Here is a 26,761-nt window from a genome sequence, read left to right as displayed (position 1 = left end):
CTCAGGGTCACATGCTCGATAGGTGGACGCAATACACATGACGATGCTCATTCGGTATCGCGTAATGCCGTCACATATGTGAACGGCCGCGCACACACAGCACCCGGGCGGGCCGGAGATCCGGCGTCACAACGGGTTGTGCTGCCCCAGCGGAATATCGCAGAATCCGCCGCCCAGGTAGCCGGGCAACTCGCCCGGCGGTACCTGATCGGCGAAGACCTCGGCGTCATCCAGGGAGTGATAGCCGATCTGTTCCCCGGCACTCTGCGACACCACCGCGCGAGTGTTCGCGGAGATGCCCCACAGCACGCGGAATCCCGGTTCGGGCGTGCTCAGGCAGGCCTCGAGCAGCCGCGCGCAGTCCTGCGGGGACAACCAGATCGAGAGTTGGCGAACGTCGCCGGGACGCTCGAAACAGCTGCCGATGCGCAGGCAGCTCACGTCCATCCCGAACCGCGAATGGTAGAGGCTGCCGAGCGCCTCGACGGCCGCCTTGCTCACGCCGTAATAGGTGTCCGGACGGGGGCTGCTGTCGGCGGGCAGCCCGGCGGGGCCGGCCTCGCCGATCCGGCGGAAGCCGACCGCGTGGTTACTCGACGCCAGGATCACCCGCGGCACCCCGGCCGCCCGGGCGGCCTCGAGCACAGTGTGCGTGCCGTCGATATTGACCTCGAGAATGCGCTCCCAGGTGTCCTCGCGGCTGATTCCGCCCAGATGGATCACCGCGTCCACCCCCGCGCAGGCGCGCGCCAGAACCTCGGCGTCGGTGACCGATCCGGTGATGGTCTCGACCGGTTCATCGGGCGCTGCGGGTTCGAGCGGCGCGATGTCCAGCAGCCGCAGAATGCGGCCGGGACGGGCGAGCCGGGGACGCAGCAGCGTCCCGACGATGCCCGCCGCGCCGGTGATGAGGATGCGCTGATCCGGCATGGGTGTAACTCCTCGCTGTGATACCTGGCGTGCTGTGCCGCGAAAGCCGCGGCGGCTCAACGAATTCCGGCGCGACGCAGGCGCATGGCCAATTCGGCCGCGGCCTCGCGCAGCACCTCGCCGATGCGGTGCTGCTCCCCCTCGGTCACCTCGCCCATCGGCATCGAACAGCTCAGCGCGTCGGTGGCCGGGATCCGGTAGGGCACCGCGGCGGCGGCGCAGGCCACCCCCGCGGTCCCCTCCTGCCGTTCGGTGGCGTAACCGCGTTCGCGCACCACGCCCAGTTCGGCGTGCAGGACGTCGCGGTCGGTGATCGTGTGGTCGGTCAGCGGACGCAACCGGGCGGGCAGTAGTTCGCCCAGTTCGGCGTCGGCGAGTTCGGCCAGCAGGGCCTTGCCCAGGGCGGTGGCGTGGGCGGGCAGCGCTCGGCCGACCCGGGAGATGAGATGTCCCGAGGTGCGCGATTCGCGGGTTTCCAGATACACCACCTCGGCACCGGCCAGGCGGGCGTAGTGCGTGGTGAATCCGGTCTGCTCGCGCAGCCGCTCGAGGGTTTCGGTGGCGAACGGCATCGCCGGATCGCGGTCGAGGTACGCGGTGCCGCACATCAATGCCCGCACCCCCAGGCGGAAACGAGTGCCGGTCTCGTCGGTCTCGATCCAGCCCGCGTCCCGCAGGGTGCGCAGCAGGCCGTGCAGGCTCGAGCGGGGAAATCCGGTGGCGGTGTGCAACTGCGCCAGGGACAACCAGGACTGCTGGGCGGCGAACACCTCCAGCAGGGTGATCGCGCGGCGGGCGGATTTCACCCCGGCCGCGGATTCGGCCGCGACGCCGGTCCGGGCGGCGGTATCGGTATCGGTATCGGCACGACGCTCATTGCCGATGCGGCGCTGCATGGCACTCCTTCGCTGGGTGACCCGTGTCTCGGAAGGCTAGTGAGAGGCCTCCACATTCTCAATCTCGAATACCTCCGGCTTCCGGAAAGTATTCAGATATATGAATCGTGAGTGATACCTCTTGGGCATATCGTGATGCCGAAACGATGTTGGACGGGTATCACCGGCTCGTCCTAGCCTGCAAAGGAAACCGATGTCCACAGACCCCGCCAGCACCACCGAGGAGCACCCATGACCGGCGACGGCAAGTTGTCCGCCATGTTGTCCCTGGAGCAGGTGCGCGGCTTCGTCGTCGTCGCGGAGGAGGGCAACTTCCGCCGCGCCGCGGATCGACTACAGATGACCCAGCCCCCGCTGAGCCGCCAGATCCAGAAGCTCGAACGCGATATCGGCGTGCTGCTCCTGGACCGGACCCAGCGGCAGGTCGAATTGACCCCCGCCGGTGAGGTTTTCCTCGCCGAGGCGCGCCGGTTGCTCGCCCTGGCCGAGGCCGCGCCGAGTACCGCGCGGCTGGTCGCGGCGGGCCGGACCGGAACCGTGCGAATCGGTTTCACCGCTACCGCGGGCTTCGGTTTCCTGGGCCGGTTCCTCAACCAGATCTCCCGGTCGATGCCGGAGATCGAACTCGTACTCGCCGAACAGGTCAGCGCCGTACAGTTCGAGGAATTGTCCAGCGGCAAACTGGATCTCGCCTTCGCCCGACCGCCCTTCGACCGCGCCGAGTTCGACGCCCGGCTGGTGCATCGCGAACCACTGGTGCTGGCCGTGCCCGCCGGGCACCGCCTCGACGCCGAAACCCCGATGGCGCTGGCCGAATTGGAGGGCGAACGGCTGCTGGTGTACGCACCGGGCCCGGCCCGCTACTTCGCCGAACTCATGACCAGGACCTTGGCCGGGATCTCCTACGACCCCGCCGACCGGCTCACCCAGGTGCACACCATGCTCGCGCTGGTGGCCGCCGGGCGCGGGCTGGCCCTGGTCCCCGAGACCGCCAGCCACCTGCATCCCGACGGGGTGCGCTACCGCCCGCTGTCGGGCGTGCGTGAACCCGCCGAACTGTACGCGGTGTGGCGGCGGCGCCCCGCCAATCCTGCCCTGCGCCGGGTCATCGACCTGTTGGAGTCCTGGCCGGACTCCTGAGTCCGGCGCGCCGGCATACCGCCCGCGAATGTCATTCCCCGAGGAGGAAACCCGTGTCACAGATATCCGCCGAAGATCTCGGGCCCGCGCTGGGTCGCGGGCTGCTGTCGTTCCCGGTCACGCACTTCGACGACGACCTCGCCTTCGACGAGGCCGCCTATCGGGAACACATCGGCTGGCTGGCGCAATACGACGTGGCCGGGCTGTTCGCCGCGGGCGGCACGGGTGAGGGCTTCTCGCTGACCACCGCCGAGATCGATCGGGTCGTGCGCGCCGCGGTCGCCGAGACAGCGGGACAGGGCGTGCCGGTGATCGCCCCGGCCACCGCCGGAACCGCCGTGGCGGTGGAACAGGTACGCAACGCCGAAGCCGCTGGGGCACAAGGGGTTCTGTTGCTTCCGCCGTATCTGACCGAGGCCGGGCCGGACGGCCTGGTGGAACATGTCGCCGCGGTCTGCGCGGCCACCTCGCTGGGCGTGATCTTCTACAGCCGGGCCAATGCCCGCATCGACGACGTGACCGTCGCGCGGATGGCCGAACGGTGCCCGAACCTGGTCGGCTTCAAGGACGGCGTGGGCAACATCGAGACGATGACCCGCATCTACGCGCGGATGGGCGACCGGCTCACCTATATCGGCGGGCTGCCCACCGCGGAGACCTTCGCCCTGCCCTACACCGAAATGGGCGTCACCACATACTCTTCGGCGATCTTCAACTTCGTGCCGGAATTCGCGCTCGAGTTCTACCGGGCCGTGCGCGCGCACGATCGCGAGGAGGTGTACCGGCGGTTGCGCGGCTTCGTCCTGCCCTACCTGGATATCCGCGATCGCAGCGCGGGATACGCGGTGTCGATCATCAAGGCGGGCCTGACCGCGGTGGGCCGCCCGTCGAGCCGGGTGCGCCCGCCGCTGACCGATCTGACCGACGGCGAGCTCGCCGAGCTGACCGCGCTCGTCAAGAGCATTGCCTGACAAGGAGTTCCGTCATGACCACCACTCCAGCCGCACTGGACCGGATCACCGGCGTCACGGTCTCCTCGGTCACCCTCCCGCTGCCCACCGGAATCAGTGATGCCAAGGTCCTCACCGGACGGCAGAAGCCGATGACCGAGGTCGCCGTGCTGTTCGCCGAGATCACCACCGAGGCCGGGCTCGAAGGCATCGGCATCAGCTACTCCAAACGCGCGGGCGGGCCCGGACAGTTCGCACACGCCCGGGAGATCGCGCCCGTTCTGCTCGGCGAGGATCCCAGCGATATCGGCAAGATCTGGGACAAGCTCATGTGGGCCGGGGCTTCGGTCGGGCGCAGCGGCCTGTCCGTGCAGGCGATCGCCGCGTTCGACGTCGCGCTGTGGGATCTCAAGGCCAAGCGCGCCGGACTGCCGTTGGCGAAACTGCTCGGCGCGTACCGTGATTCGGTCCGCTGTTACAACACCTCCGGCGGTTTCCTGCACGCGCCGATCGAGGAGGTGCTCGACCGCGCCACCGCCTCGCTCGAGTCCGGAATCGGCGGTATCAAGATCAAGGTCGGTCATCCCGACAACGCCGTGGACATCGCGCGGGTCGCCGCGGTGCGGGAGAAGATCGGCGACCACACGCCGCTGATGGTCGATGCCAACCAGCAGTGGGACCGGCCGACCGCCCGACGAATGTGCCGGGCGTTCGATCCGCTGTCGCTGGTCTGGATCGAAGAGCCCCTCGATGCTTACGATTTCGACGGTCACGCCCAGCTGTCGCGGACCTTCGACACGTCCATCGCCACCGGCGAGATGCTCACCAGCGTGGCCGAGCACAGCGAATTGATCAGGGCCGGAATCGATATCGTGCAGCCGGACGCGCCGCGTGTCGGCGGTATCAGCCGCTTCCTGGACGTGATGTCCCTGGCCGGCCGGGAACATCTGCAGCTGGCACCGCATTTCGTGATGGAAGTGCACGTTCATCTCGCCGCGGCGTATCCGATCGAGCCGTGGGTGGAACACTTCGAATGGTTCGACCCGCTGTTCAACGAACGACTCGAGATCCGCGACGGGCGCATGCACCTGTCGTCACGTCCCGGACTCGGCGTGACGCTCAGCGATCAGGCGCGCGCCTGGACCGTCGACGAATTCCGGATTCGGGCCTGAGACAGCCCGGCCGACAACAGGTTTCAACTACCGGTGGAGGACACAGTGACAACCGAGACATCCCCCGAGGACATCGATCGCATCGTCACCGCGGCGGCGGACGCCGCGGAACAGCTCGCGCAGACCACTCCGGCCGAACGCGCCCGCTGGCTCGAGGCCGCGGCCGATGCGCTGGAGAAGGCCTCGGACGAGCTGGTCACGTTGGCCGCGAAGGAGACCCATCTGCCCGAGCAGCCCCGGCTGCGTTCGGAGATGGTTCGGACCGTATTCCAGCTGCGGCTGTTCGGGCAGGTGCTCACCGACGGTGAATTCCTGCGCGCCGCGGTCGATCACGCCGACCCGGACTGGCCGATGGGGCCGCGGCCGGACATCCGGCGGATGACGGTTCCGATCGGGCCGGTGCTGGTGTTCACGGCGAGCAACTTCCCGCTGACGCTGAGCGTCGCCGGGCACGACACCGCCGCCGCGCTCGCGGCCGGATGTCCGGTCGTCGTCAAGGCCCATCCCGGACATCCGGAACTGTCCGCGCGCACCTTCGCGATTCTGTCCGAGGCCCTGCTCGCCGCGGGTGCGCCGGAAGGGACCGTCGGCATCGTCTACGGGCTCGAGTCGGGTGTGACCGCGCTGAGGCATCCCGGTATCGCGGCGGCGGCGTTCACCGGATCGGAAGCCGGTGGGCGGGCCCTGTTCGATATCGCCAACGCGCGGCCGCGGCCGATCCCGTTCTACGGTGAGCTCGGCAGCGTCAATCCGGTGGTCGTCACCGAAACCGCCGTGCGCGAGCGCGGAGCCGAGGTGGCCGCCGGCTACGTCGGATCGTTCACGCTGGGTGCGGGGCAGTTCTGCACCAAGCCCGGACTGTTGCTGCTGCCCGCCGGGCACGGCCTGGACGAGGCGCTGCTGGCGGCGGTGGCCGATGTTCCGGCGCAGCAGCTGCTCAACGACCGGATCGCGCACGGTTACCGCGACAGTCTGGACCGGCTGCGCGAACATCCCGCGGTCACGGTGCTGTACGCACCCGCACCCGGCTCGGCCGAATTCGGCCCGACGCTGCTGAAGGTCGGTGGCGCGGATTTCCTCGCGCACGCCGAATCCCTGGACGCGGAATGCTTCGGCCCCGTCTCGCTGATCGTCGAATACGCGGGCGCGGACGAACTGCGTTCCCTGTTGCGCCGGCTCGAGCCGGGCCTCACCGCCACGGTGCACGCCCAGGACTCCGACGCCGACGTCGTCCGCGCCCTGCTCCCGGCGCTCACCGGACTGGCCGGCCGCCTGATCTGGAACAGCTGGCCCACCGGCATCACCCTGTCCTGGGCCCAGCAGCACGGCGGCCCATACCCCGCGACGACCTCACCCCAGTTCACGTCCATGGGCACCGCCGCGATCGACCGCTTCCTGCGTCCCGTCGCCTGGCAGGGCTTCCCCGAGGCGCTCCTGCCGCCACCGCTACAAGAGGCAAACCCGTGGAACCTCCCCCGGCGCGTAGACGGGGTGCACTGAACGAACCCGTATTGTCCACGGACACAACGTCTATCACGAACCCCGCCGACTCCAGGCGAGCGTCCCGGTCGATGTGCCGCACCGTCTCGGCACATCGACCTCGACCACGGACACCATCTACGCCGAGCGCGATACACGCCCCGATGACTCCGGGCGGGCCGAAGGTCGATGTGCTGCCCCTCCGCACTTCGCCCGGGCCGGTCGCCGACAACCTCGTATCGGTCACTCGTACAGGCGCTCTCGCGAGTACGGCGTTCCGCGCAGCTGAAACTCGGTGCGGGACAGTCGCCGCCGACCGAAGACACGATCCCTCCCGACACCCGATGGAGAACCCGATGGCCGACGAATTACACACTGCTACCAGCCTTCCCGCGATCACCGATGTGCGGCTGACGCCGATTCTGATCGCCGATCCGCCGCTGTTGAATCTGTCGGGGGTGCATCAGCCGTACACGCCGCGGTTGATCGTGGAGGTCGAGATCGAGGGCGGGATCGTCGGGCTCGGTGAAACCTACGGCGACAGCGTGTATTTCGAGCGCGCCAGGGGACTCGCGGCGGAACTGGCCGGGCGGTCGATCGGGGCGGTCAACTCGATCGCCGGCATCGGGCGGGCAGCGAGCACGCTACTGGACGCGCAGCCCGCGGCCAGCGGGTTGCGCGGCGCGCTGACCACGGACAAGGTCCGGCTGAGCGTGCTGTCCGCACTCGAGGTGGCGGCGCTGGACGCGCTGGGACAGCATCTCGGCGTGCCGGTGCACACGCTGCTGGGCGGCAAGGTGCGAGACCGGGTCGAGTACTCCGGATATCTGTTCTACAAGTGGGCCGAGCATCCGGTCCCGGACGCGCCCGCCGACGACTGGGGCGCGGCGCTGGATCCGGCGGGCGTGGCTCGGCTGGCTCGAAAGTTCTTCGAGTACGGCGGTTTCCGGTCGTTCAAACTCAAGGGCGGGGTCATGCCGCCGGACGAGGAGATCGCGGCGATTCGGGCGCTCGCGGCCGAATTCCCGGACGCGCCACTGCGTTTGGACCCCAACGGGGGCTGGTCGTTGAAGACCGCGCTGCACGTCGCCGAGGAGCTGACCGGGGTCGTGGAATACCTGGAGGATCCCGCGGCCACGGTGGACGAGATGGCCGAGGTGCATCGGCACACCGGAATCCCGTTGGCCACCAATATGATCGTGACCGCGCTCGACGAGGTGAAGCCGGCCTTCGACCGTGACGCGGTGCAGATCGTGCTCTCGGACCACCACTACTGGGGCGGTCTGTTCGCCACCCGCGATCTGGCCGCGGTGTGCCGCGCGTACGGCCGGGGCCTGTCCATGCATTCCAACACCCACCTGGGGATCAGCCTGGCCGCGATGACCCATGTCGCGGCCACCGTGCCGGATCTGGAATACGCCTGCGACAGCCACTACCCGTGGCAGCGCGAGGACGTGATCACCGAGCGGATCACCTTCGCCGAGGGCGCGGTCACCGTACCGGACGCCCCCGGCCTGGGCGTCGCGCTCGACCGCGATGCGGTGGCCCGTCTGCACGAACGCTGGAACGCCATGCCGCACCTGCGCGACCGCGACGATATCGCCGCGATGCGCCGAGCCGATCCGGGCTTCGAGGATCCGGGCGTCCCGAAATACTGAGTAGGCAGCAGCGCGGAATCCGGAATACCCGCGACGGGTCGACGGTTGACTTGCTCCGATACATAATCGGACCGTAGTCCGTTTCGACCCCGGCACCTGCCGGGGTCGATCGCCGACCCCGAGGTGGATATTCCGCTATGACAACGACCAATACCGAAGCGACCGGCGCCGTGACTCCCGTCCTCGAATCCACGGACGGCTCGGCCCGGCTCGGCTCCGATATCGGCCTGCTGATCCTGCGCGTGGCATTCGGCGCGCTGCTCGTCGTGCACGGCACCCAGAAGCTGTTCGGCTGGTTCGGCGGATACGGCCTCAGCGCCACCGCTAAGGCATTCGGCTCGATGGGCTACTCCCCGGGCCGATTCTTCGCGACACTGGCCGGACTCAGCGAGGTCACCGGTGGCGTCCTGCTGATCCTGGGCCTGCTCACACCACTGGCCGCCGCCATCGCCCTGGGCACCATGATCAATGCCGTGCACGCCGGCTGGGCACAGGGCTTCTCCGGATACGAACTGCCCCTGGTCTACGCCCTCGCCGTCGCCGCGATCGCCTTCACCGGCCCCGGCCGCATCTCGGTCGACCACGGCCGCCCCTGGCAGCGCTCGGGCGCCGCGTGGAGCCTGGGTGCGGTCGCACTCGGCGTGGTGGCCGCGGTGATCACCCTCGCGGTCAAGTAGTAGTGCTATTCGCCTGCGGCGCGGGCGATTTCATCGCCCGCCGCGCGGGCGCGGGTGGCACGGGCCGCGGCGGCGTCGAAAGTCTCCAGGAAGTCGAACGCCGGGTCCTCGTCGTCGATGTCCATCACGACGGCGCGTCGCCGCAGTTCGCCGGCCTCCGCGCGGCCCGAGTCGGCCTCGGCGGGGCGGGCGGAATCGCGTGCGGTCGCGGGGCGCGCGCCACGCGACAGCCGGGACGACCGGCGACGCCGGATCTCCTCCTCGAAACGCACCTGGCGACGCAGGTAGAACAGGTAGCCCGCAAGCACCAGGGCGGACAGACCGCACCCCCACCACAGCAGCGGCGAGACCGCCAGGGAAAAACCGCCGAACAGCAAGGCGCTCAACGCCAATGCGAGCGTCATGCGCTGCCGGAACCGGTACCGGGCCGCGCGGGCCACCGCGTCGGCCTCCGGATCGTAGCCGCCACGGCCTCGCCGATTCGGTATGAAACGTCCTGCGCCGGAGCCGGATTCGTCGTCGAACAGGTCCGGATCGGCAGCCGGGTATGCGGCGGCGTCGTCCTCGGGCGGTTCCGCCGCTGCGGATACCGTGCGCGCCGGGGGGATTCGCGCGTTCATCGGAGCGGGTTCATCCGCCACCACCGCGGAAGCGTCCGCCACATCCGCCGAGGGGTCCACGACCTCGGATGTCGCGGCGCCGACCTGCGCGCCGGCGATGCCCGTGCCGTCCGCGCCACCGAACTCGGACTCACCCGGTCCGCCGGCCTCGGCCTCGACGACCTCGCCGACGCCGCCGCCCGCTCGGGTGCCGCTGCTGTCGTCGTGCTCGGTGACGGGCCCGTCGGCCGAAGTCGTCATCCGATCCTCCGCATCATCGCCGTGTACAAGCCTTCTCTGCACTCGTGTGGGCACCCAGTCCGGATCCGAGTCGTGCCCGGAGGCAGGCCCCGACTTGGCGCGTCGTCTGGTGCCACCCCGGTGCAGTACCCGGGTGGCCAGGGCGGTATCGGTGGTACGCCGAATGCGCGGATACCGCGCGGCGAGCATCGGGAACAGCACGAAGACCCAGAGGACCACCAGGCCGACCCACAAGATCGAATTCGGCACTGCGCCCGCACCTCCGTCCCCGCCAGACTGTCGACCCTGCGACAGATTTCGCGACCTGCTCATACATCGCCGACATGCCGCCGACCGTTCCCGCACCGTGTCCCGGAACAACGGAAGAGGTTGTACCGCCGCATGATCGGGCCATGCCACCGGCTCCCTTCCGGCGATGCGGGACGCACCACCGACGTCCGTAGGCTAATTCGGCCGACGCGAAATCCGTCGCAGGCGCGCCGTCAACATCTGCCCCAGGAGTAACACGGGTAAAGGCGTCGCGGGCCGAACCCGCGCACATCGGAACTCGCCGCTCGGCACGAATGATCATGCGGGAGTGGCACGACCAGCACGGATGAGCCTGTCCACCACCGTGCCGGAGAGGTCCTCGACGGTCATGGCGACCAGAAGGTGGTCGCGCCACGCATTGTCGACGTCCAGGTAGCGGCGCAACATGCCCTCCTCGCGGAAACCGACGTTGCGCAACACCGCCTGGCTGCGCAGATTCTCGGGACGGACGGTCGCCTCCACGCGATGCAGGCCCACCGGGCCGAAGCAGTGGTCCAGCCCCAGGGCCAGCGCGGCGGTCGCGACGCCCTGGCCGCCGACATCCTTGGCGACCCAGTACCCGATCCACGCCGAACGCAATGCCCCGCGCACGATATTGCCGACCGTCAGCTGTCCGCTGAAGGCGCCGTTCACCTCGATGACCAGCGGAATCATCGCCCCGCGCCGCGCCTCTGCCTTCAGGCTCGACCACAGCGACGGCCAGTTCGACGGATGGTTGCGCGCCTCCCACGCCCCGCGGCCGGTGGGCTCCCACGGCTCGAGATGGTCGCGGTCGCGCACCCGGATGCGCGCCCACGCCGAGGCGTCACGCAACCGGACCGGACGCAGCGTGACCTGCCCGGCGGCCACCCGCACCGGTCCCAGATGCGCGGGCCAGCCGGGGTGCTGTGCGGCCCGAAAAACGTTCATATCCATAACTATTCAGCCACGTTGAGCGAGAAAGGCAACCTGGACCTCATCGCCGGTGCGAACCTCGGTCACCTCCGGCTCCAGCACGATCAGGCTGTTCGCCTCGGCCAGAGTGGAGAGCAGATGCGAGGAACCGTTCACACCCAGCGGCTGCACCAGATAATCCCCGGTCTGCTCGTCGCGCATCAACTGCGCCCGCAGATATCCGCGCCGCCCGGCCATCGAACTGATCGGCATGATCGTGCGCGCCCGCACCACTCGCCGCATCGGATGCCGTCTGCCCAGCGCGATACGAATCAGCGGACGTACCATGATCTCGAAAACCACCAGTGCGCCAACAGGATTCGACGGCAGCAGGAAGGTCGGCACCTCGTCCCGCCCGAGCCGCCCGAAACCCTGGACCGAACCGGGGTGCATGGCCACCCGATCGATCGTCAACTCGCCCAAGCCGTCCAGCGCCTCACGGACCTGGTCCGAGGCCCAGCCGCCGACCGCACCGGCGATCACCACCACCTCCGAGCGGACCAGCTGCCCCTCGACCACATCGCGCAGCCGCTTGGGGTCGGCGCTGACGATGCCGACGCGGTTCACATCCGCGCCCGCGTCCCGGGCGGCCGCGGCCAGCGCGTAGGAGTTCACGTCGTAGACCTGGCCCGGACCGGGCGTACGATCGATGTCGACCAGCTCACCGCCGATCGAGATCACCGACAGCCGCGGGCGCGGATGCACCAGCACCTTGTCCCGGCCGACCGCGGCCAGCAACCCCACCTGCGCCGCGCCGATGATCGTGCCCGCCCGGACGGCGATATCGCCCGGCTGCACATCATCGCCGATGCGGCGCACGTAATCGCCGGTACGGACCGGCTCGTAGACCTTGATCCGGGCGCGGCCACCGTCGGTGAAGTCCACCGGCAGCACGGCATCGGCGAGCGTGGGCAGCGGCGCACCGGTGTCCACGCGCACGGTCTGCCGCGGCTGCAACCGGATCGGCTGCCGCGAACCCGCCTCGACCTCGCCGACGACCGGCAGGGTCAGATCGACCGGATCACCGTTCTCGTCCCGGATGTCCGCACCCGCGCCCTGCACATCCACACTGCGCACCGCATAGCCGTCGATGGCCGCCTGATCGAAACCCGGCAGCGGACGTTCGGTGGCCACATCCTCGGCACACAGCAGCCCCTGAGCCTCGGAGATCGCGACCCGGACCGGTCTCGGCGCAACGGCCGCCGCGGTCACTTTGATCTGCTGATCCTCCACCGAGCGCATGCAGCCCTTCCCTCACGTTCCGTGTCCGATGCGGCCTGGCTCGGCTGCCCGCCAGACTACTCCGGCGAGGTCAGCTGCGGATCCCAGTCGGGGGCGAGTCGCTGCTCCAGCCATTCACGCAAGGCCGGCCCGTATTCGTCACGCTCCAAAGCGAAATCGACCGCAGCTCGAAGATAGCCGCCCGGGTTGCCCAGGTCGTGGCGCGACCCACGGTGCACGACGACATGGACCGGATGTCCTTCGGAAATCAGCAGCGAAATGGCGTCGGTGAGCTGCAATTCGCCGCCCGCGCCGGGTTCGATGCGGCCCAGCGCGTCGAAGATGGCGCGGTCGAGCAGGTAGCGGCCCGCCGCGGCGTAGGTGGACGGCGCGTCGGCGAGGTCGGGCTTCTCCACCATCCCGTTGACGCGCAACACGTTCGGGTTCGTCGCGTCGGGTACCGCCGCCACGTCGAATACGCCGTAGGCGCTCACCTGATCCTTCGGCACATCGATGGCGCACAGCACCGAACCGCCGCGCTTGCGGCGCACTCGGCTCATCACGTCCAGAACGCCCGAGGGCAGCACCAGGTCGTCGGGCAGCAGGACGGCGACGGCGTCCTCGTCGGGGTCCAGCGCCTTCTCCGCCTGTGCCACCGCATGTCCCAGCCCCAGCGGCTCCTCCTGGATCACCGAGGTCACGTCGAGCAGACCGGGCGCCTTGCGCACCTTTTCCAGGAGCTGGAATTTGCCGCGCTCCTCGAGGGTGCTCTCCAGCATCAGGTCCTCGACGAAATGCGCGACCACGCCGTCCTTTCCGGGCGAGGTCACGATCACCAGACGAGCCGCGCCCGAATCGGCGGCCTCGGCGGCGACCAGCTCGATGCCGGGAGTATCCACCACCGGCAGCAGCTCTTTCGGCACGGTCTTGGTCGCGGGCAGGAACCTCGTCCCGAGGCCGGCCGCGGGCACCACCGCCGTGCGGAAGCAGGATTTCTCCGTCGCGGCGTCAGCTGACCCACCCGTCGCCCGACCGTCGCCCCTCACGGAACCGCTGCGCGATGCTGTCATAAGGCACACCCTATCCATCAGTTTCGTCGGCCGGACGGGCTTCGCCCGCGGCACACCGGAAGCCTAGGGGGCGGCCCCTGCGACCGCTCGCCGAGTCACGCGACGTATCGCGCCGCCTCCGCCCACCCACCACCAGCGTGCTTGGTCAATTACCCGCCGGGTGGAGCGGGAAACCCTGGTCGAACGTGAGCTGCGCGACGTCGGCCGGCGATGGGACACCCGCGAGCAGCACGAGCGCGATGGACGAACGGCGACCGTGCCGATCGGCGTCCTATCGTTGTCACGTGGAGATCACCGGCCCGCCGGGCAAAGCCGAATGGCGCGCGAAACTGCTGGCCGCGCGGGCCGCGGTGGATGCCGCCGTACACGAAGCGGAAGCGGCCGCCCTCGCCGAAGCGGTGTCCCGGCTCCCGCTGGACGACGCCGAACAGGTCTGGGTGGCCGCCTACGTCCCGGCGCGAGGGGAACCCGGTTCCCCGGCCGTGCTCGACGCGCTCCGGAGTGCGGGCGCACGGGTGCTGCTACCGGTGACCGGCCCGCCGGGGCCCCTGGACTGGGCCGAGTACACCGGTCCGGCGGCATTGCGGCGCGCCCGCTACGGCCTGCTCGAACCGACCGGGCCGCACCTGTCTCCGGCCGCCGTCGCCCGAGCCGTCACGATCCTGGTCCCCGCTCTGGCCGTGGACCGGCGCGGCGTCCGGCTCGGCCGCGGCGCGGGCTACTACGACCGGACCCTGCCCGCCGCCCGCCCCGATGCGCGCCTCGTCGCGGTCGTCCGCGACGAGGAACTCCTCGACCATCTGCCCGAAGAACCCCACGACCGCCGCATGGGCTGGGCCCTCACCCCGCACGCGGGCCTCACCCCGCTGTCCGCAACGCACTGACCCACGCCCCGGCGGCGCCCCGCGCCCGTGGCCGGCATCGCGCTGTTCCGTGCTCGAGGTCACCCCGCGTTCCGGCACGGAATCAACTGAGGATTGGTGTTGTTGGCACTGTCGGCTGTAGAGTGCTAACGACGGAGACTGTGGAGGTTCCTGTGCCTACTTACACGTATCAGTGCACGCAGTGCGGCGATAAGTTCGACATCGTTCAGAAGTTCACGGACGATGCTCTGAGCACATGCGAGAAGTGCGACGGCAAGTTGCGCAAGCTCTTCAATTCGGTCGGCATCGTGTTCAAGGGCAGCGGCTTCTACCGCACCGACAGCCGCAGCGGTTCGACTACCGCGAGCGAGCCCGCCAAGGCGGATTCCTCGTCGAGCAATTCGTCCTCGAGCAGCTCGTCCAGCGAGTCGAGCAGCTCCTCCACCAGCAGCGCAGCCACCAGCACTCCGGCTGCCTGACCCGTAGGCGCTGTGGACGCACCGGGTTTCGTCCACAGCTCCCGAGTTATCCACAGCCCGATGTCGACCAGCTGTTTTCCGGGCGGAGCGGTATCGCCCGAGCCGTAGCGTCCCCGGTATGACGTACAGCGTGCCCGGCCGAGGCAGGTCGGCTCCAGTCCGCGGCGGTGATATCGATCTGGGCCGCGCCCCTCGCTGGGAATGGCTGCGGCACCGCCGCCCCGCCTGGCTGGACGGCACCCTCGCCCGCCGGATCCTGGCTGCCGCGCTCACCGCACTGGCCGGATTTCTGCTGCTGCGCGGCGACCCGGCCACCGAGCGCGTCGAGGTCGTGGTCGCCGCACACGATCTCTCACCGGGTCGCGCGGTGGCCGCCGCCGATCTCCGTACCGCCACCTTCAGCGCGAACAGTCTGCCCGCGGGCGCGATCCACGAGCCCGCGCCACTGCTGGGCGCCACCCTTTCCGCACCCATGCGGGCCGGTGAGATCTTCACCGATCTGCGGGTGCTCGGCCCTCGCCTCGCCACGGCGGCCACCGCGGCGCCCGATGCCCGGATCGTCCCGATTCGCCTGGCGGACAACGCCGTTGCGGAGGTGCTCCGCACCGGCGACCGGGTCGATGTGGTCGCCGCGGCCGAAGCCGACACTCCGGCCGCCACTCCCGCTCGCACCCTCGCCCAAGGCGCCGTCGTAGTGTCGATACCAGAGAGAGCCGGCACCGGGAAATCACCCCGGTCCGAGGATCGCGTCGTACTGATAGCACTCGATTCGGCACATGCCACAACGGTCGCCGCAGCCTCGCTGCGAACGGCGCTCACGGTCATTTTTCAGTAGCGTTCGCCCGATTCGCCAACTGTTTGCCACAAAATCCCTCTAGCATCCCGAATACCCGATCTGTCAGCGGTGATCATGGTTGTCCACCGCTATGACCAGACCATTCGACACTGGCCGGGTACGCCGGATGAGACAGGAGCAGCAATGCTGAAGGGTTTCAAGGATTTCGTATTCCGCGGGAACGTGATCGACCTGGCGGTCGCGGTCGTGATGGGCACCGCATTCGTCGCCATCGTCACGGCATTCAGCAACGGAATAGTCAAACCACTCATCGAGGTATTCGGCGGAACCGGGGACCTGGGCCTGGGATTCCGGATCATCGCCGATAAACCCGCAACCTATGTCGCGCTCGGCCCGATCATCACCGCGGCGGTCAATTTCCTCATCATCGCGGCCGTGGTCTATTTCTTCCTCGTGCTTCCCGCCGCCCGGGTCAAGAAGCGCTGGGGCGTGGCCGATGTGCAAACCGAAGCCGAACTTCTCGCCGAAATCCGCGATTTGCTCGCCGAAGGCAACAAGAGCACGGGCGGGCGGCACGAATCCCAGCTCCCGGTCGATTCCAAGGAACGAAATAGCCTGTAGAACAACGCGATATGCGTCGCTTCCCGATTCGACAGTGGGCCCGGCGTGAGAAGCGCCGGGCCCACCGTCATGCCGGAGGAGCGAGTCCGATCAGCCCAGGCTGAACGGCTGCCCCCACAGCGTCACCCAGCTGATGACGCTATCGGTGGAGACCTCCACGCTGACGAACGAACGCGCCTGCGCGTAGCCCCCGCAGCCGGTCAGGCCGATGGTCTCGTCCGCCCATGCGACCGAGCCGTCGTTACCGGTGAACGGCGTGTAGGTCTTGTGGGTGTCGGCGCCGAAATCGTCCTTCTTCTCCAGGTCCAGGACGTAGAACGCCTGCGCCTGGCCGGGGCCGAGGGTCAGGTTGCCGCCGGTGCCCACGGACGCACTGGGGGTGACGTTGCCGGAGCTGTCCCAGCTGGCGCCGACGCTCGGCGCCGCGTTGACGCCACCGCCGGAGATGTTCACCTGGCAGCCGACGACATATCCCGGATAGATCTTGCCGCCGGTGGCGGAGGTCTTACCGCCGATGTGCACATGCGCGGTGGCCGAGGCCCACGCATTGCGGTGCAGCGGAGTCGAACCCATCGACGGGTTGATGTTCGCCGACTCGCCGTCCATCCATACCCGAACGGAGGTGCCGTCGGTCAGGGTGCGAGTGATGTTGCCGCCGGGCAGCGGAACGAAGGTGTCGGCGTTCGCAGCGCCGGTCGAGAACAGACCTAGAGCGGCAGTGGCCACGGCACCGACGCCGGCCACACGTGCCAGAGTCTTACGGATGTTCATATTAAATTCCCTCATGGGTGAATCGCTATGCGCGAGAAAAGAGTTGGCGCTTGGAAACCACGCACGTCAGCCGATGCTGAAGGGCTGCCCGTACAGAGTGGTCTTCGAGTAGTTGTTGCCGACGACCTCGACAACGGTGTACGCACGAGCCTGTGCGTAACCCGCGCAACCCTGGATCTGCATTTCCGCGTCCTGGTACTCCACCGAATAGTGGCCCGGGTGCGTGATGTCGATCGAGTCGATCTGTACGAACTTGACCTGGCCGGGGCCGAGGTTCAAGCCGATCGATCCGCCGAGTGATCCACTGGTCAGGCTGACGCTGCCGGAGATTCCGGCGGAAATGGCGTCGGTGCCGATGTCGACCTGACATCCGACGATGTAGCCCGAATTGAGCTGCGATGCGCCGTGGGTCGACGAATTGTTGGAGCCCGGAGTGTTCAGCTGGCCGTTGTTCGGGCCCACCTCCGCATTGGGTGCGTGCGGAACATCCGCCGCCGCGATACCCGACACCCAGACAGTACGGCCGGCACCGTTGGCTGCCATGGAAGTCGAAATGTTGGCGTGCTCATGTGTTCGGGTGATGACAACGCCATCAGGTCCCGCCTTCTGGCCGTCCGGCAACGGCACGAAGGTGTCGGCGTTGGCAGCGCCGGTCGATAGCAATGCGATCGCAACGGCTGCCGCCGCCCCGATACCCGCGAAACGGGCACCGCGACGCGCACCGCTGGTGCGGTTCTCGCTCATATTTCCCCTCATCAGGTTATAGCAGTCAGCCTCGACCACCGAGGCTGATTTCCGACCCCGACCACCGGGGTTGGAAACGCGGCCCGTTGTCGGGCCCAGCTCAGTCTATTCGCCAGCATGTTGCCGCCGCCTAACCGGCGACATGGGTCGCGCTACCGCCAGACCAACCTGTCGGAACCGGGCTACGTTCCGCCGGTACCGACGCCGAGACGCCGTTCCCGGGCCCTGAAGAGCCGCTGTGGTATAGCCCAAAGGCGAACATTAAACGCAGGGAGGAGACGCTGACAACGTAAGCTCATGTAAACATGTTGTGATCTAAATCACATTAGCAAATGCTTATGGAATGCCGAATGCGAAAAGCGTGTTAGCGCTCGCAAAATGGAACCGAAGCACGCCACGGCTCGAGTGCGTCAGAACGACGCATATGCGCTGAGGGATCGATCATCCGTGATGCGGCGGGACCTGGGATCGCAACCATTCTTCGGATGATGTTCCCACAGTTGGGGATTCACCATCGGTACCGCGTTCGTCGCTGGTGGTTTGCGGGAGGATGTCGCCGAAGATGCGCGCCAATTTCGCGGCATCGGCCGCCGAACGCGCGGAACCCTCCGCCCGGCGCGGGCGGAGGGCTCGATCGTCCTCGTTCGGGGTGGAACTCATTACTCGTCCAGACCGGACAGCTCATCGATGACCCGGCTGACGAGCGGGCCGAGAGTGGCCATGCCATCGCGTACGGCGGCCCTGGTGCCGGGCAGGTTGACCACCAGGGTGCTGCCGGATATCCCGGCCAGGCCGCGCGACAGCCCGGCGTCGAGCGAACCCGCGGCCAGGCCGGAGGAACGCAGCGCCTCGCTGATCCCGGGCAGTTCGCGGTCGAGCACCTCGGAGGTGGCCTCGGGGGTGACATCGCGCGGAGACATGCCGGTACCGCCGACCGAGATCACCAGATCCACACCGCCGATGACGGCGGTGTTGAGCGCGTTGCGAATCTCGACCTCGTCGCCGGCCACCAGCACGGTGGCGTCGACCAGGAACCCGGCCTCGGAGAGCAACTCGGTCACCAGCGGGCCCAGCGAATCCTCCCCGCCATGGGCGGACCGGTCGTCCACAATCACCACGAGCGCACGACCCGCCACGGGAGCATCGATTTCCATATCGCTAACCGTAGCGTCCGTGGGTGACAGGAAATCGGGTCCCCCGCTGCCGGAGCGGCCGTCCGTCAGGAGGGTCAGGGGGCGCGGCGGGCGGCTCAACGGGTGCCCTCCGCGGCGGCTCCGGCGAGGGTCACCTGGACCGTCTTCGCATTCTGTCCGTTGGTGTCGGTGTAGGTCAGCGAGACCTTGTCCCCCGGCTGATGCGAGCGGACCGCGGCGACCAGCGCGTCACCGTTGTCGATCACCAGATCGCCGAGTCTGGTGACCACGACGCCGGTGGGGATGCCCGCCTTGGCGGCCGGCCCGTCGGCGGCGACGTCCTTGACCACCGCGCCGTTGGCGCTGACGTTGCTGGGCGCCTGGTTGAGCACGGTCATGCCGATCTGGGCATAGGTCGCGTGGCCGGTCTTGACCAGCTCGTTGGCGACCCGGCGCACCTGATCGACCGGGATCGCGAAGCCCAGGCCGATCGAACCGCTCTGCTGACTGGTGTCCGAACCTCCGCCCAGGGTCGCGATCGCGGTGTTGATGCCGATCAGCTTGCCGTTCATGTCGACCAGGGCGCCACCGGAGTTGCCCGGGTTGATCGGCGCGTCGGTCTGCACCGCGGAGATCACGGTTCCGGTCGAACCGGACTCGCCGCTGGTGGACACCGGACGATTGAGCGCCGAGACGATGCCGGTGGTGACCGTCCCGGCGAGCCCCAGCGGCGAGCCCACCGCGACGACCGGCTGGCCGACCTGGAGCGACTTGGAGGTGCCCAGGTCGATCGGCGTCAGCCCGGACTTGTTCTGCGCCCTGATGACCGCCAGATCCGAGATCGGGTCGATGCCGACGATCGAGGCGGAACTGGTGCTGCCGTCCTTGAACTGCACCTGCATCTTCGCGTCCGGCCCGGCGCCGCTGGCGACGTGGTTGTTGGTCAGGATCAGCCCGTCGGGGGACAGGATCACCCCCGAGCCCTCCCCCTCGGCGCGATCACCGGCCACCTTGATCATCACGACGCTGGGCAAGACCTTCTGCGCGACCGCCTGCACCGATCCGGCGGGGGCGGTGACCGAGGCCGGATTGGCGTTCGGCGAGGAGTTGTCGAGTGCGTTGCCGACCGAGGACCCGTTGCCCGAATCGGCGACCAGCGCGCCGACCGCGCCGCCGACGCCGCCCGCGACCAGCGCCAGCACGATAGCACCGGCGACCAGTCCGGCCCGGCCGCGTCGCGGGGGCGTGGCGGTCGCATACGGGGCGCTCGCGTACGCGCCGGTGTGCTCGGAGCCGAAGGGCGAGCCCGCGCCGGTCGGCACGGGACCGGTCGGCGGTTGCTGCCCGCCACCGGACCCGTAGGCGTGCGGATACGGCGGCATCGGGGTGGTGTGCTGGGTCGGCGTCTCCCGGGACGCGTACGGGGAGTATTCCGGCGGCACCGAACCGGAGCCGGTCGGCTGATCGGCCGGCGGGAACTGACCGGTGACCGCCTGCTGTGGCCCGGACTGCGCGTACGGAGACGGCGACTGGGCGAACGGCGACGTGCCGAACCCGGTCTGCCCCGGCGGCTGCTGCCCGAAGACGGGCTGCCCGAACGGCGACCCCTGCGGCGCGGACTGGCCGAAGGGCGACTGCGAAGTCGTCGACCCGCCGGGGGCCGGCTGCCCGAACGGCGAGGGCTCCGAGCCGGGCTGCGTGAACGGCGCCCGCGGCACGGCAGACCCCGGCGACCCGGACCCCTGCGACTCCGGCCGGCCGAACGGCGACTCCGATCCGCCCGACGGCGTCTGCCCGGACTCCTGCTGCCCGAACGGCGACTGCGGCGGGGACGGTTGCGCGGAGGGCGACTGCGACGAGGACGACTGCGGCACAGCCGATCCGGACCACGGCGACTGTGACGCGCCCGGCCCCGGCTGCGATACCCCGGACTGCGACGCGCCCGGCTGGGACGCCGACGACTGCGCGGGATCTTCCTGGCCCGCCGCCCCCGCCGGGCGACCGGCCTCGGCGGACTGCTGCTCGGTCGGCCGTGCATCGGGCGTCTGCCCCCGCAATTCCGAGTTCGCCGACGGCTGTGGCTGTTCCCGGTTGTCCTTCGGGTCCTCGGTCATCTTCTCGTATCTCCTCACGTCTGCCGACCAGACTGATGACATCGACTGAGAGCGAACTGAGACGGCGCTTTCAGTTCTCCATCAGTTCTTCCGCGATCGTGGGCGGGCCGCCTTCGTAAGCTCAACCTACCGGCCTCCGCGAACCTCCGTCGACGGCATTCAGCGCACCGCACAGGGGTATTGCCCGTTTCGTTACTGCCCTATTGCACCGGCGGCGCCGGGTTCTCGCCGGGCAACACGATTCGCACGAGCGCACCGCCGCGTCCGGAGGTCTCGATGGTGATCGTCCCGCCGTGCTTGGTCACCACCTGTTGCACGATGGCCAGGCCCAGCCCGGAACCGGGCATGGACCGGGCGGCCATGGTCCGGTAGAAGCGTTCGAAGACCAGGCGGCGTTCGGCGGGCGGAATACCCGGCCCGGCGTCGTCGACGGAGATCTCCATCAGTCCGGGGCCGGTCTCGGCCATCGTGACGTGCACCTGATCTCCGGCCGGACTCCACTTCGCCGCGTTGTCCAGGACGTTCAGCACGGCACGTTCGAGTCCGGCCTCGTCGCCGTAGACGAACCAGGGGCACAGCTCGGCAACGAATTCCACCCCGGCGCGGCGGCGGCGGACCCGCTCGAGCGCCCGTTCGGTCACCGCGCCGACGTCCACCCGTTCGTAGACGTCCTCCGGTGCGTCCTCGCGGGCCAGATCCACCAGATCGCCGACCAGCGTGGACAACTCCTCGATCTGGGCGACCACGTCCGCGCGCAACTCGGCCATATCGTCCTCGGGAATTCGCGGCGCGCCGGGGCGGGACGAGGCGATCAGCAACTCCATATTGGTCCGCAGTGAGGTCAGCGGCGTGCGCAACTCGTGCCCGGCGTCGGCGACCAGGCGACGCTGCCGCTCGCGCGACTCACCCAGCGCCACCAGCATGGTGTTGAAACTCTCTGTGAGCCGGGCCAATTCGTCGTCACCGGTCACCGGGATGGCCGCCAGGTCGTCGGTGCGCGCGACCCGCTCGGCGGCCGCGGTCAACCGCGCCACCGGCCGTAATCCCGTGCGGCCGACCGCGGCTCCCGCTGCCGCGGCCACCACCACGCCGCAGCCGCCGACCACGAACAGCAGCAGGGCGAGCCGGTCGAGCACCTCCTGGGTCGGTTCCAGGGATTGCCAGATCACCAGCGTCGCACCCGATTCCATGTGCTCGGCGAGAATGCGCTGATTCCGGCTGGTGCGCAGGGAGAACGAGGAACGGCCGTGTGCCACCGCGACCTCGGGCGCCCCGATCGGCGAATCGGAGTTGCGGGACAACGAAACCCACTGATCGCTGCCTGGATAGTTCAGCGCGATGGACACGTCGTTGGAGTACAGCGCGCCGAGTTGCAGCACCTCCTGATAGTCCAGCGCGTCCAGGCGCTGGTCGATCATGCCGGTCGCCCTGGTCCGAAGTTGTTTGTCCACATCGGCATTCAGCGCGCGGGCCACCACCGCGTAAGCGGCGATCGAGGTGACCGCCACCGCGATCGCCACGACCGAGGCCGCCAGCAGCGTCACCCGCCAGCGCAGCGACACCGACCGGGTCAGCGGCATCGGCGGGCGCAGATCGGGTGTGTCCGCGCGCGGGTGCAGCCCGGCCACGACGTCCCGGCCACGCCCGTTCCCATCGCGTCCCCGTCCGCCCGAGCCGCGCGTCGCCGACCGCGGAACATGCCTTCCCACGATGACGCCCACGGCTACGGCGGGGTCTCGCGCAGCACGTAGCCGACGCCGCGCACGGTGTGGATCAGCCGGGGTTCCCCCTCGGCCTCGGTCTTGCGCCGCAGGTAGCCGATGTACACCTCGAGCGCGTTGCCGGAGGTGGGAAAGTCGTAGCCCCACACCTCCTCGAGAATGCGGCTGCGGGTGAGCACCCGGCGCGGATTGGCCATCAACATCTCCAGCAGTGAGAACTCGGTGCGGGTGAGGCTGATGGCGCGGTCGCCGCGAGATACCTCGCGGGTGATCGGGTCCAGCGACAGATCGGCGAACGTCATCGTCTCGGATTCGTCGACGCCCGCCGCGTCCGCGGAGGTTCGGCGCAGCAGTGCGCGCAGCCGGGCCAGCAACTCCTCCAGGGCGAACGGTTTCGGCAGGTAGTCATCTGCGCCCGCGTCCAGGCCCGCGACCCGCTCGGAGACCGAATCCCGGGCGGTGAGAACGAGTATCGGCAGGTCGTCGCCGGTACTGCGGAGCCGGCGGCAGACCTCGAGGCCGTCCAGGCGGGGCATCATGACGTCCAGTACCAGCGCGTCGGGCCGCTGCGCGGCCACCTGTTCGAGGGCGTCGAGCCCGTCGACCGCCAGCTCGACGGAGTAGCCGTTGAACGTCAGCGACCGCCGCAGTGATTCCCGGACCGCGCGGTCGTCGTCGACTACCAGAATGCGCATGCGATCCAGTCTGACCGCAGCGACTGAGAGTCCACTGAGAAGCCCCCATCCGACACGCCGAGCACGACGAGCCGGTGACCAGTCGCTTTGCCCGCTCGCGCGGCCTCGAGCAGATGAAACACCTTGTGCGTGGCGAAATTACCGAATTTCAGAGCATAGAAGTCCGAATTGCCGTGGCCAAGTTCACGCGGTATGTTGCCTGCCGTAAAAGAAGACCTGCAGTCGGTTCTCCGGCGGTTGGACCCGAAGAACGTCAGTTCACATTGCGCAAATTCGAGCACGACGGGATCTGCGTTACCGCGAGGTAGCTCGAGAGCTTGCCGAGGATACAGCGCCTTCGGCACAGTGCGCCGAGCACCTGCGAGGTGAGGCTGTGAGCCGGGAACCGGCCGCGGTGGGACCCGCAGGGCGAATGCGCGAGCGGAGGCGACGGAAGCGGGATGGTAACTGCACCGCGACCATGGCAGCGGAATCTTTCCAACCTCTCGGTGACGAGCAAGGTCGGCATCGTGCTGCTCCTTCCCGTCATGCTGGCCTCGGTCTTCGCCGTCCTGAGGATCAGGGACGAGTTGGGCACGATCTCCCAGCTGAACGTCGCCACCCAGCAGGCGCAGATCATCCGGCCGCTGCTCGACTTCGGCTCCGCCGCCGATGATCTCGCGGTCGCCGCGGGCACCGGCGGTGTCGGCGACCACATCGGGCAGGCGACGCTGGACCGGGTCTCCGCGCGGTTCGACCAGGCAGCGGCCAATCTGCAGTCGGCACTGCCGCTGGCCCGGGTCGACCAGCAGGTGAGCACCGAGATCACCGATGCGCTGTCCACCGGACGCGGGATGCGGAACAGTCTGCACGGCAGTTCCACCCAGGTGGTGGGGACCCAGGCCGACGAGGTCGCCACGCACATCAGCAACGCCGTCACCACGCTGATCACGCCCAAGGAGACGGTCCTCGAGCGCTACTACACCCAGCTCGGTGATCTCGCCATCGCCCGTCGGATGTTCCTGCAGCAGCAGCTCATCATCGGCAGCGGCGAGATCAGGAACAATCCGGCGATGCTGGCGCAGGCGCTCACCGCGACCGGCTCCGAACTCACCATGATCAACCAGTACGCGGTGGTCCAGCCGAACTCGGCGTACAAGCCGGACGTGCTGCTGGACGCCCAGCAGACCCGGTTGCGCGCGCTGAGTCAGACCTCCGCCGAGCCGATGACCATCGCCGGCGTGAACGATTCGCTGCAGCGCAGCACCGCGACCTACACCGAGGCCGTCAACAATGTGGCCGACCTGATCACCTCGGGTCTGAGCCGCACCTCGATCGATGCGCGCAGCACGGTTCTGCGTGACGTCGCGTCCGTGGTCCTGACCCTGCTCGCGGGCCTGGCCCTGGCGCTGGCGGTGGCGCGTTCACTGGTCGTGCCGGTGCGCCGGCTGCGTCGCGGCGCGCTGCAGGTCGCCCACGTGGATCTGCCCGCCGAGCTGTCGGTGGTGCGCGAGGGCGGCGCCACCCCGGAGATCCTCCCGGTCGACGTGCAGACCACCGAGGAGATCGGCCAGCTGGCCCGCGCGGTCGACGATATGCACCGCCAGGCGTTGCACCTGGCCGCCGACCAGGCCCGCTTGCGACTGTTGATCAGCAGTATGTTCGAAACCCTCTCGCGGCGTAGCCAATCCCTGGTCGAGCAGCAGTTGACGCTGATCGAGGATCTGGAACGCGACGAGGAGAATCCGGGCCGGCTGCAGAGCCTGTTCCGCCTGGACCACCTGGCCACCCGCATGCGCCGCAACGGCGACAACCTGCTCGTGCTGGCCGGAACCGCGCTGCGCCGCGGCCAGCTGCCCCCGGTTCCGCTCTCCGACATGCTCTGGAGCGCGGTCTCCCAGGTGGAGGACTACCAGCGGGTGGAGATCGGCGCGGTGCCCGACGGCGTGGTCGCCGGGGAGCCCGCGGTGGACATCGAGCATCTGCTGGCCGAGCTGATCGACAACTCGCTGCGGTACTCGCCGCCGAGCACTCCGGTCGCGGTCTCGGTGTCCGCCGCACCCGAGGGCGGCTATCTGATCGAGATCACCGACCGCGGGCTCGGCATGTCCGGCGACGATCTGCGCGAGATCAACGACCGGCTGGCCTCCGGCGGTGAGGTGACCGTCGAAACCGCCCGCCGCATGGGGCTTTACGTGGTCGGCAGGCTCGCCAAGCGGCATACGGTCACCGTCAGCCTGCGCCGCACCTCCACGATGGCACAGCAGCCCGGCATCACCGCCACGGTTCATCTGCCGAAATCTCTGATCACCTCCGACAAACCGGAACCCGTCGACCTCCCCGGCGACGCGCTGCCCGCCGCGCCGGCCTCGACCGCGGCTCATGCCGCGCCCGAGGAGATCGCGGTCCCGGTGCCGCTGTTCGGTAACTCGGTGACCCCGCTCCCCCAGCGACGCCCGGCACGCGAGGATTCCGGCGAATCGGCGGCGAAGCTCTCGCCCGTCGCCGACGACGAGCCCACCGGACTGTTCGTCTCGCAGCACGATCCGGAGCCCGACGAGGAGCCGACCGGACTGTTCGCACCGCACCGGGATTCGAACCCGGCCTCCGACGGCGTGATCGGCTTTCAGCCGCCGCCGGAGGAACGGAATCCGTACGGCCACGCGGGCGAGACCGCGCGCGATCCCTGGGCCGTTCCGGACCGGTCGGCGTTGCCGACGCCGGACGAGGACGACGACGAGTCGGCGGCGCCGGAGTGGTCGAGCCCGGCCTCGGGTTGGCGCTCACGGGAAACGGCTGCGGGAGAACAGGATTGGGACAGCGAGGCGCCGCAGTACCAACAGGGCCCGGACGTCGCCCGCTGGAAGAGCGGCGATTCCTGGTCCGGCGCGGTGCGCTGGGAGGAGACCGGATCCGAACCCGCGGAACAATTCTGGGCCGACGCACGTCCCGAACCGAGTGCCGTCACCGAAAAACCCTGGGGTGCGGCTGATTCCAATCCCGCGACCGCCACGTCGGGCGGCGAGCAGATCCTGCGGCCGCGCCGCCGCCGCCCGGCGGCGGAGCCCTGGCCCTCGGGTGAGTTCCCGCCGATGCCGGCCGGCACACCGGCCCGCGCGGTCCCCGAACCAGCCCGGGCCACCCCATCCTGGGAAACCGAGGCCGCGGACCTGTGGGCGCAGACCGCGACCCTGCCGGTCCAGCAACCCGGCGCGCCCGAACCTGCGGAATCACCCATCTACCAGCGCATGGTCTCCGAATGGCTGGTCGAGCCCTCGGCGAGCGAACCGGGTGGCGCCTGGTCCTCCCCCGCCGACGCTGGCTGGGCAGCGGCCGAGGAGGCCAGCAAACCGATCCTGGACCATCGGACCTCCGGTGGGCTTCCGATTCGCAATCCGGGCGCTCAGCTCGTTCCGGGCGGCCTGACCCCACCCTCCGACACCGGCGCACCCGATCCCGAGGAAATCCGCAGCAACCTGTCCCGGCACCTGAGCGGTGTGCGCAGCGGGCGCGCGGGCCTCGCGTCGTACGGCGATGAAAACGGGTACAA

At 68.9% G+C, this 26,761-nt stretch carries 23 protein-coding genes; 11 read left to right on the top strand and 12 right to left on the bottom strand.

From position 1 onward, the window contains the following. Positions 1–126: 126 nt before the first annotated feature. Positions 127–930 carry an NAD-dependent epimerase/dehydratase family protein gene (locus AC5WS7_RS26035; RefSeq protein WP_495957214.1) on the bottom strand — a complete coding sequence of 268 codons (804 nt, stop codon included), beginning with the start codon at positions 928–930 and terminating at the stop codon, positions 127–129. 56 nt (positions 931–986) lie between these two features. Beyond that, a complete protein-coding gene (locus AC5WS7_RS26030) occupies positions 987–1,826 on the bottom strand; it encodes an IclR family transcriptional regulator (RefSeq protein WP_495957213.1) in 840 nt (279 codons plus the stop codon). 231 nt (positions 1,827–2,057) lie between these two features. Here AC5WS7_RS26030 and AC5WS7_RS26025 point away from each other — a divergent pair, with 231 nt between their 5' ends. The 6 genes from AC5WS7_RS26025 (at position 2,058) to AC5WS7_RS26000 (ending at position 8,902) form a co-directional block, all read left to right on the top strand. After that, positions 2,058–2,966 (top strand): LysR substrate-binding domain-containing protein, encoded by a 909-nt coding sequence (locus AC5WS7_RS26025; protein ID WP_495957212.1) that lies wholly within the window; start codon positions 2,058–2,060, stop codon positions 2,964–2,966. A gap of 53 nt (positions 2,967–3,019) precedes the next feature. After that, positions 3,020–3,937, top strand: a complete 918-nt coding sequence (kdgD, locus tag AC5WS7_RS26020; RefSeq protein ID WP_495957211.1) for a 5-dehydro-4-deoxyglucarate dehydratase — start codon at positions 3,020–3,022, stop codon at positions 3,935–3,937. A gap of 14 nt (positions 3,938–3,951) precedes the next feature. Further along, positions 3,952–5,088 (top strand): L-talarate/galactarate dehydratase, encoded by a 1,137-nt coding sequence (locus AC5WS7_RS26015; protein WP_495957210.1) that lies wholly within the window; start codon positions 3,952–3,954, stop codon positions 5,086–5,088. Between the two features lie 45 nt (positions 5,089–5,133). Beyond that, complete coding sequence (locus AC5WS7_RS26010; RefSeq protein ID WP_495957209.1) at positions 5,134–6,588, top strand: aldehyde dehydrogenase (NADP(+)); 1,455 nt, start codon at positions 5,134–5,136, stop codon at positions 6,586–6,588. Positions 6,589–6,923: 335 nt separating this feature from the next. Beyond that, positions 6,924–8,225, top strand: coding sequence for an enolase C-terminal domain-like protein (locus tag AC5WS7_RS26005; RefSeq protein WP_495957208.1), 1,302 nt, complete (start codon positions 6,924–6,926; stop codon positions 8,223–8,225). Between the two features lie 137 nt (positions 8,226–8,362). Then, the gene (locus tag AC5WS7_RS26000) at positions 8,363–8,902 is read left to right on the top strand and encodes a DoxX family protein (protein ID WP_495957207.1); all 540 of its coding nucleotides are present in this window, start codon (positions 8,363–8,365) and stop codon (positions 8,900–8,902) included. Positions 8,903–8,907: 5 nt separating this feature from the next. On the opposite strand, the gene sepX is transcribed toward AC5WS7_RS26000, so the two are convergent. From sepX to AC5WS7_RS25980, 4 genes are all read right to left on the bottom strand, one after another. After that, entirely contained in the window at positions 8,908–10,011 is a 1,104-nt protein-coding gene (gene sepX / locus AC5WS7_RS25995) for a divisome protein SepX/GlpR (RefSeq protein ID WP_495957206.1), read from the bottom strand. A gap of 318 nt (positions 10,012–10,329) precedes the next feature. Next, positions 10,330–10,980: a GNAT family N-acetyltransferase gene (locus tag AC5WS7_RS25990; RefSeq protein WP_495957205.1), complete on the bottom strand. Its 651-nt coding sequence runs from the start codon at positions 10,978–10,980 to the stop codon at positions 10,330–10,332. Positions 10,981–10,992: 12 nt separating this feature from the next. Then, complete coding sequence (gene glp, locus AC5WS7_RS25985) at positions 10,993–12,246, bottom strand: molybdotransferase-like divisome protein Glp (RefSeq protein WP_495957204.1); 1,254 nt, start codon at positions 12,244–12,246, stop codon at positions 10,993–10,995. 56 nt (positions 12,247–12,302) lie between these two features. Then, positions 12,303–13,271: a UTP--glucose-1-phosphate uridylyltransferase gene (locus AC5WS7_RS25980; RefSeq protein WP_495957203.1), complete on the bottom strand. Its 969-nt coding sequence runs from the start codon at positions 13,269–13,271 to the stop codon at positions 12,303–12,305. A gap of 308 nt (positions 13,272–13,579) precedes the next feature. Between AC5WS7_RS25980 and AC5WS7_RS25975 the strand changes: the two genes are divergently transcribed. The 4 genes from AC5WS7_RS25975 (at position 13,580) to mscL (ending at position 16,054) form a co-directional block, all read left to right on the top strand. After that, a complete protein-coding gene (locus AC5WS7_RS25975) occupies positions 13,580–14,179 on the top strand; it encodes a 5-formyltetrahydrofolate cyclo-ligase (protein WP_495957202.1) in 600 nt (199 codons plus the stop codon). Positions 14,180–14,331: 152 nt separating this feature from the next. After that, positions 14,332–14,637: an FmdB family zinc ribbon protein gene (locus AC5WS7_RS25970; protein WP_495957201.1), complete on the top strand. Its 306-nt coding sequence runs from the start codon at positions 14,332–14,334 to the stop codon at positions 14,635–14,637. A 118-nt stretch (positions 14,638–14,755) separates the two neighbouring features. Then, positions 14,756–15,472 (top strand): Flp pilus assembly protein CpaB, encoded by a 717-nt coding sequence (cpaB, locus tag AC5WS7_RS25965; protein WP_495957200.1) that lies wholly within the window; start codon positions 14,756–14,758, stop codon positions 15,470–15,472. Between the two features lie 144 nt (positions 15,473–15,616). Beyond that, the gene (gene mscL, locus AC5WS7_RS25960; protein ID WP_495957199.1) at positions 15,617–16,054 is read left to right on the top strand and encodes a large conductance mechanosensitive channel protein MscL; all 438 of its coding nucleotides are present in this window, start codon (positions 15,617–15,619) and stop codon (positions 16,052–16,054) included. Between the two features lie 90 nt (positions 16,055–16,144). Here mscL and AC5WS7_RS25955 read toward each other — a convergent pair whose 3' ends face one another. From AC5WS7_RS25955 to AC5WS7_RS25930, 6 genes are all read right to left on the bottom strand, one after another. Further along, positions 16,145–16,825, bottom strand: a complete 681-nt coding sequence (locus AC5WS7_RS25955; RefSeq protein WP_495957198.1) for an MspA family porin — start codon at positions 16,823–16,825, stop codon at positions 16,145–16,147. A 66-nt stretch (positions 16,826–16,891) separates the two neighbouring features. Then, on the bottom strand, positions 16,892–17,569 hold the full coding sequence (locus AC5WS7_RS25950) for an MspA family porin (RefSeq protein WP_495957197.1): 678 nt from the start codon (positions 17,567–17,569) through the stop codon (positions 16,892–16,894). Positions 17,570–18,228: 659 nt separating this feature from the next. Next, positions 18,229–18,723, bottom strand: a complete 495-nt coding sequence (locus AC5WS7_RS25945) for a MogA/MoaB family molybdenum cofactor biosynthesis protein (protein ID WP_495957196.1) — start codon at positions 18,721–18,723, stop codon at positions 18,229–18,231. A 95-nt stretch (positions 18,724–18,818) separates the two neighbouring features. Next, entirely contained in the window at positions 18,819–20,084 is a 1,266-nt protein-coding gene (locus AC5WS7_RS25940) for a S1C family serine protease (protein WP_495957457.1), read from the bottom strand. A 932-nt stretch (positions 20,085–21,016) separates the two neighbouring features. After that, positions 21,017–22,396, bottom strand: coding sequence for a HAMP domain-containing sensor histidine kinase (locus AC5WS7_RS25935; RefSeq protein WP_495957456.1), 1,380 nt, complete (start codon positions 22,394–22,396; stop codon positions 21,017–21,019). Between the two features lie 143 nt (positions 22,397–22,539). Then, positions 22,540–23,232, bottom strand: coding sequence for a response regulator transcription factor (locus AC5WS7_RS25930; RefSeq protein WP_495957195.1), 693 nt, complete (start codon positions 23,230–23,232; stop codon positions 22,540–22,542). A gap of 488 nt (positions 23,233–23,720) precedes the next feature. Between AC5WS7_RS25930 and AC5WS7_RS25925 the strand changes: the two genes are divergently transcribed. Then, the coding region (locus AC5WS7_RS25925) for an ATP-binding protein (protein ID WP_495957194.1) at positions 23,721–26,761 on the top strand (3,041 nt) is incomplete at its 3' end.

Source organism: Nocardia sp. PLKS1-43 (genome assembly GCF_059510335.1).
Note: the sequence above shows the minus strand (reverse complement) of the source record. Positions and strands in the feature narration are given on the sequence as shown.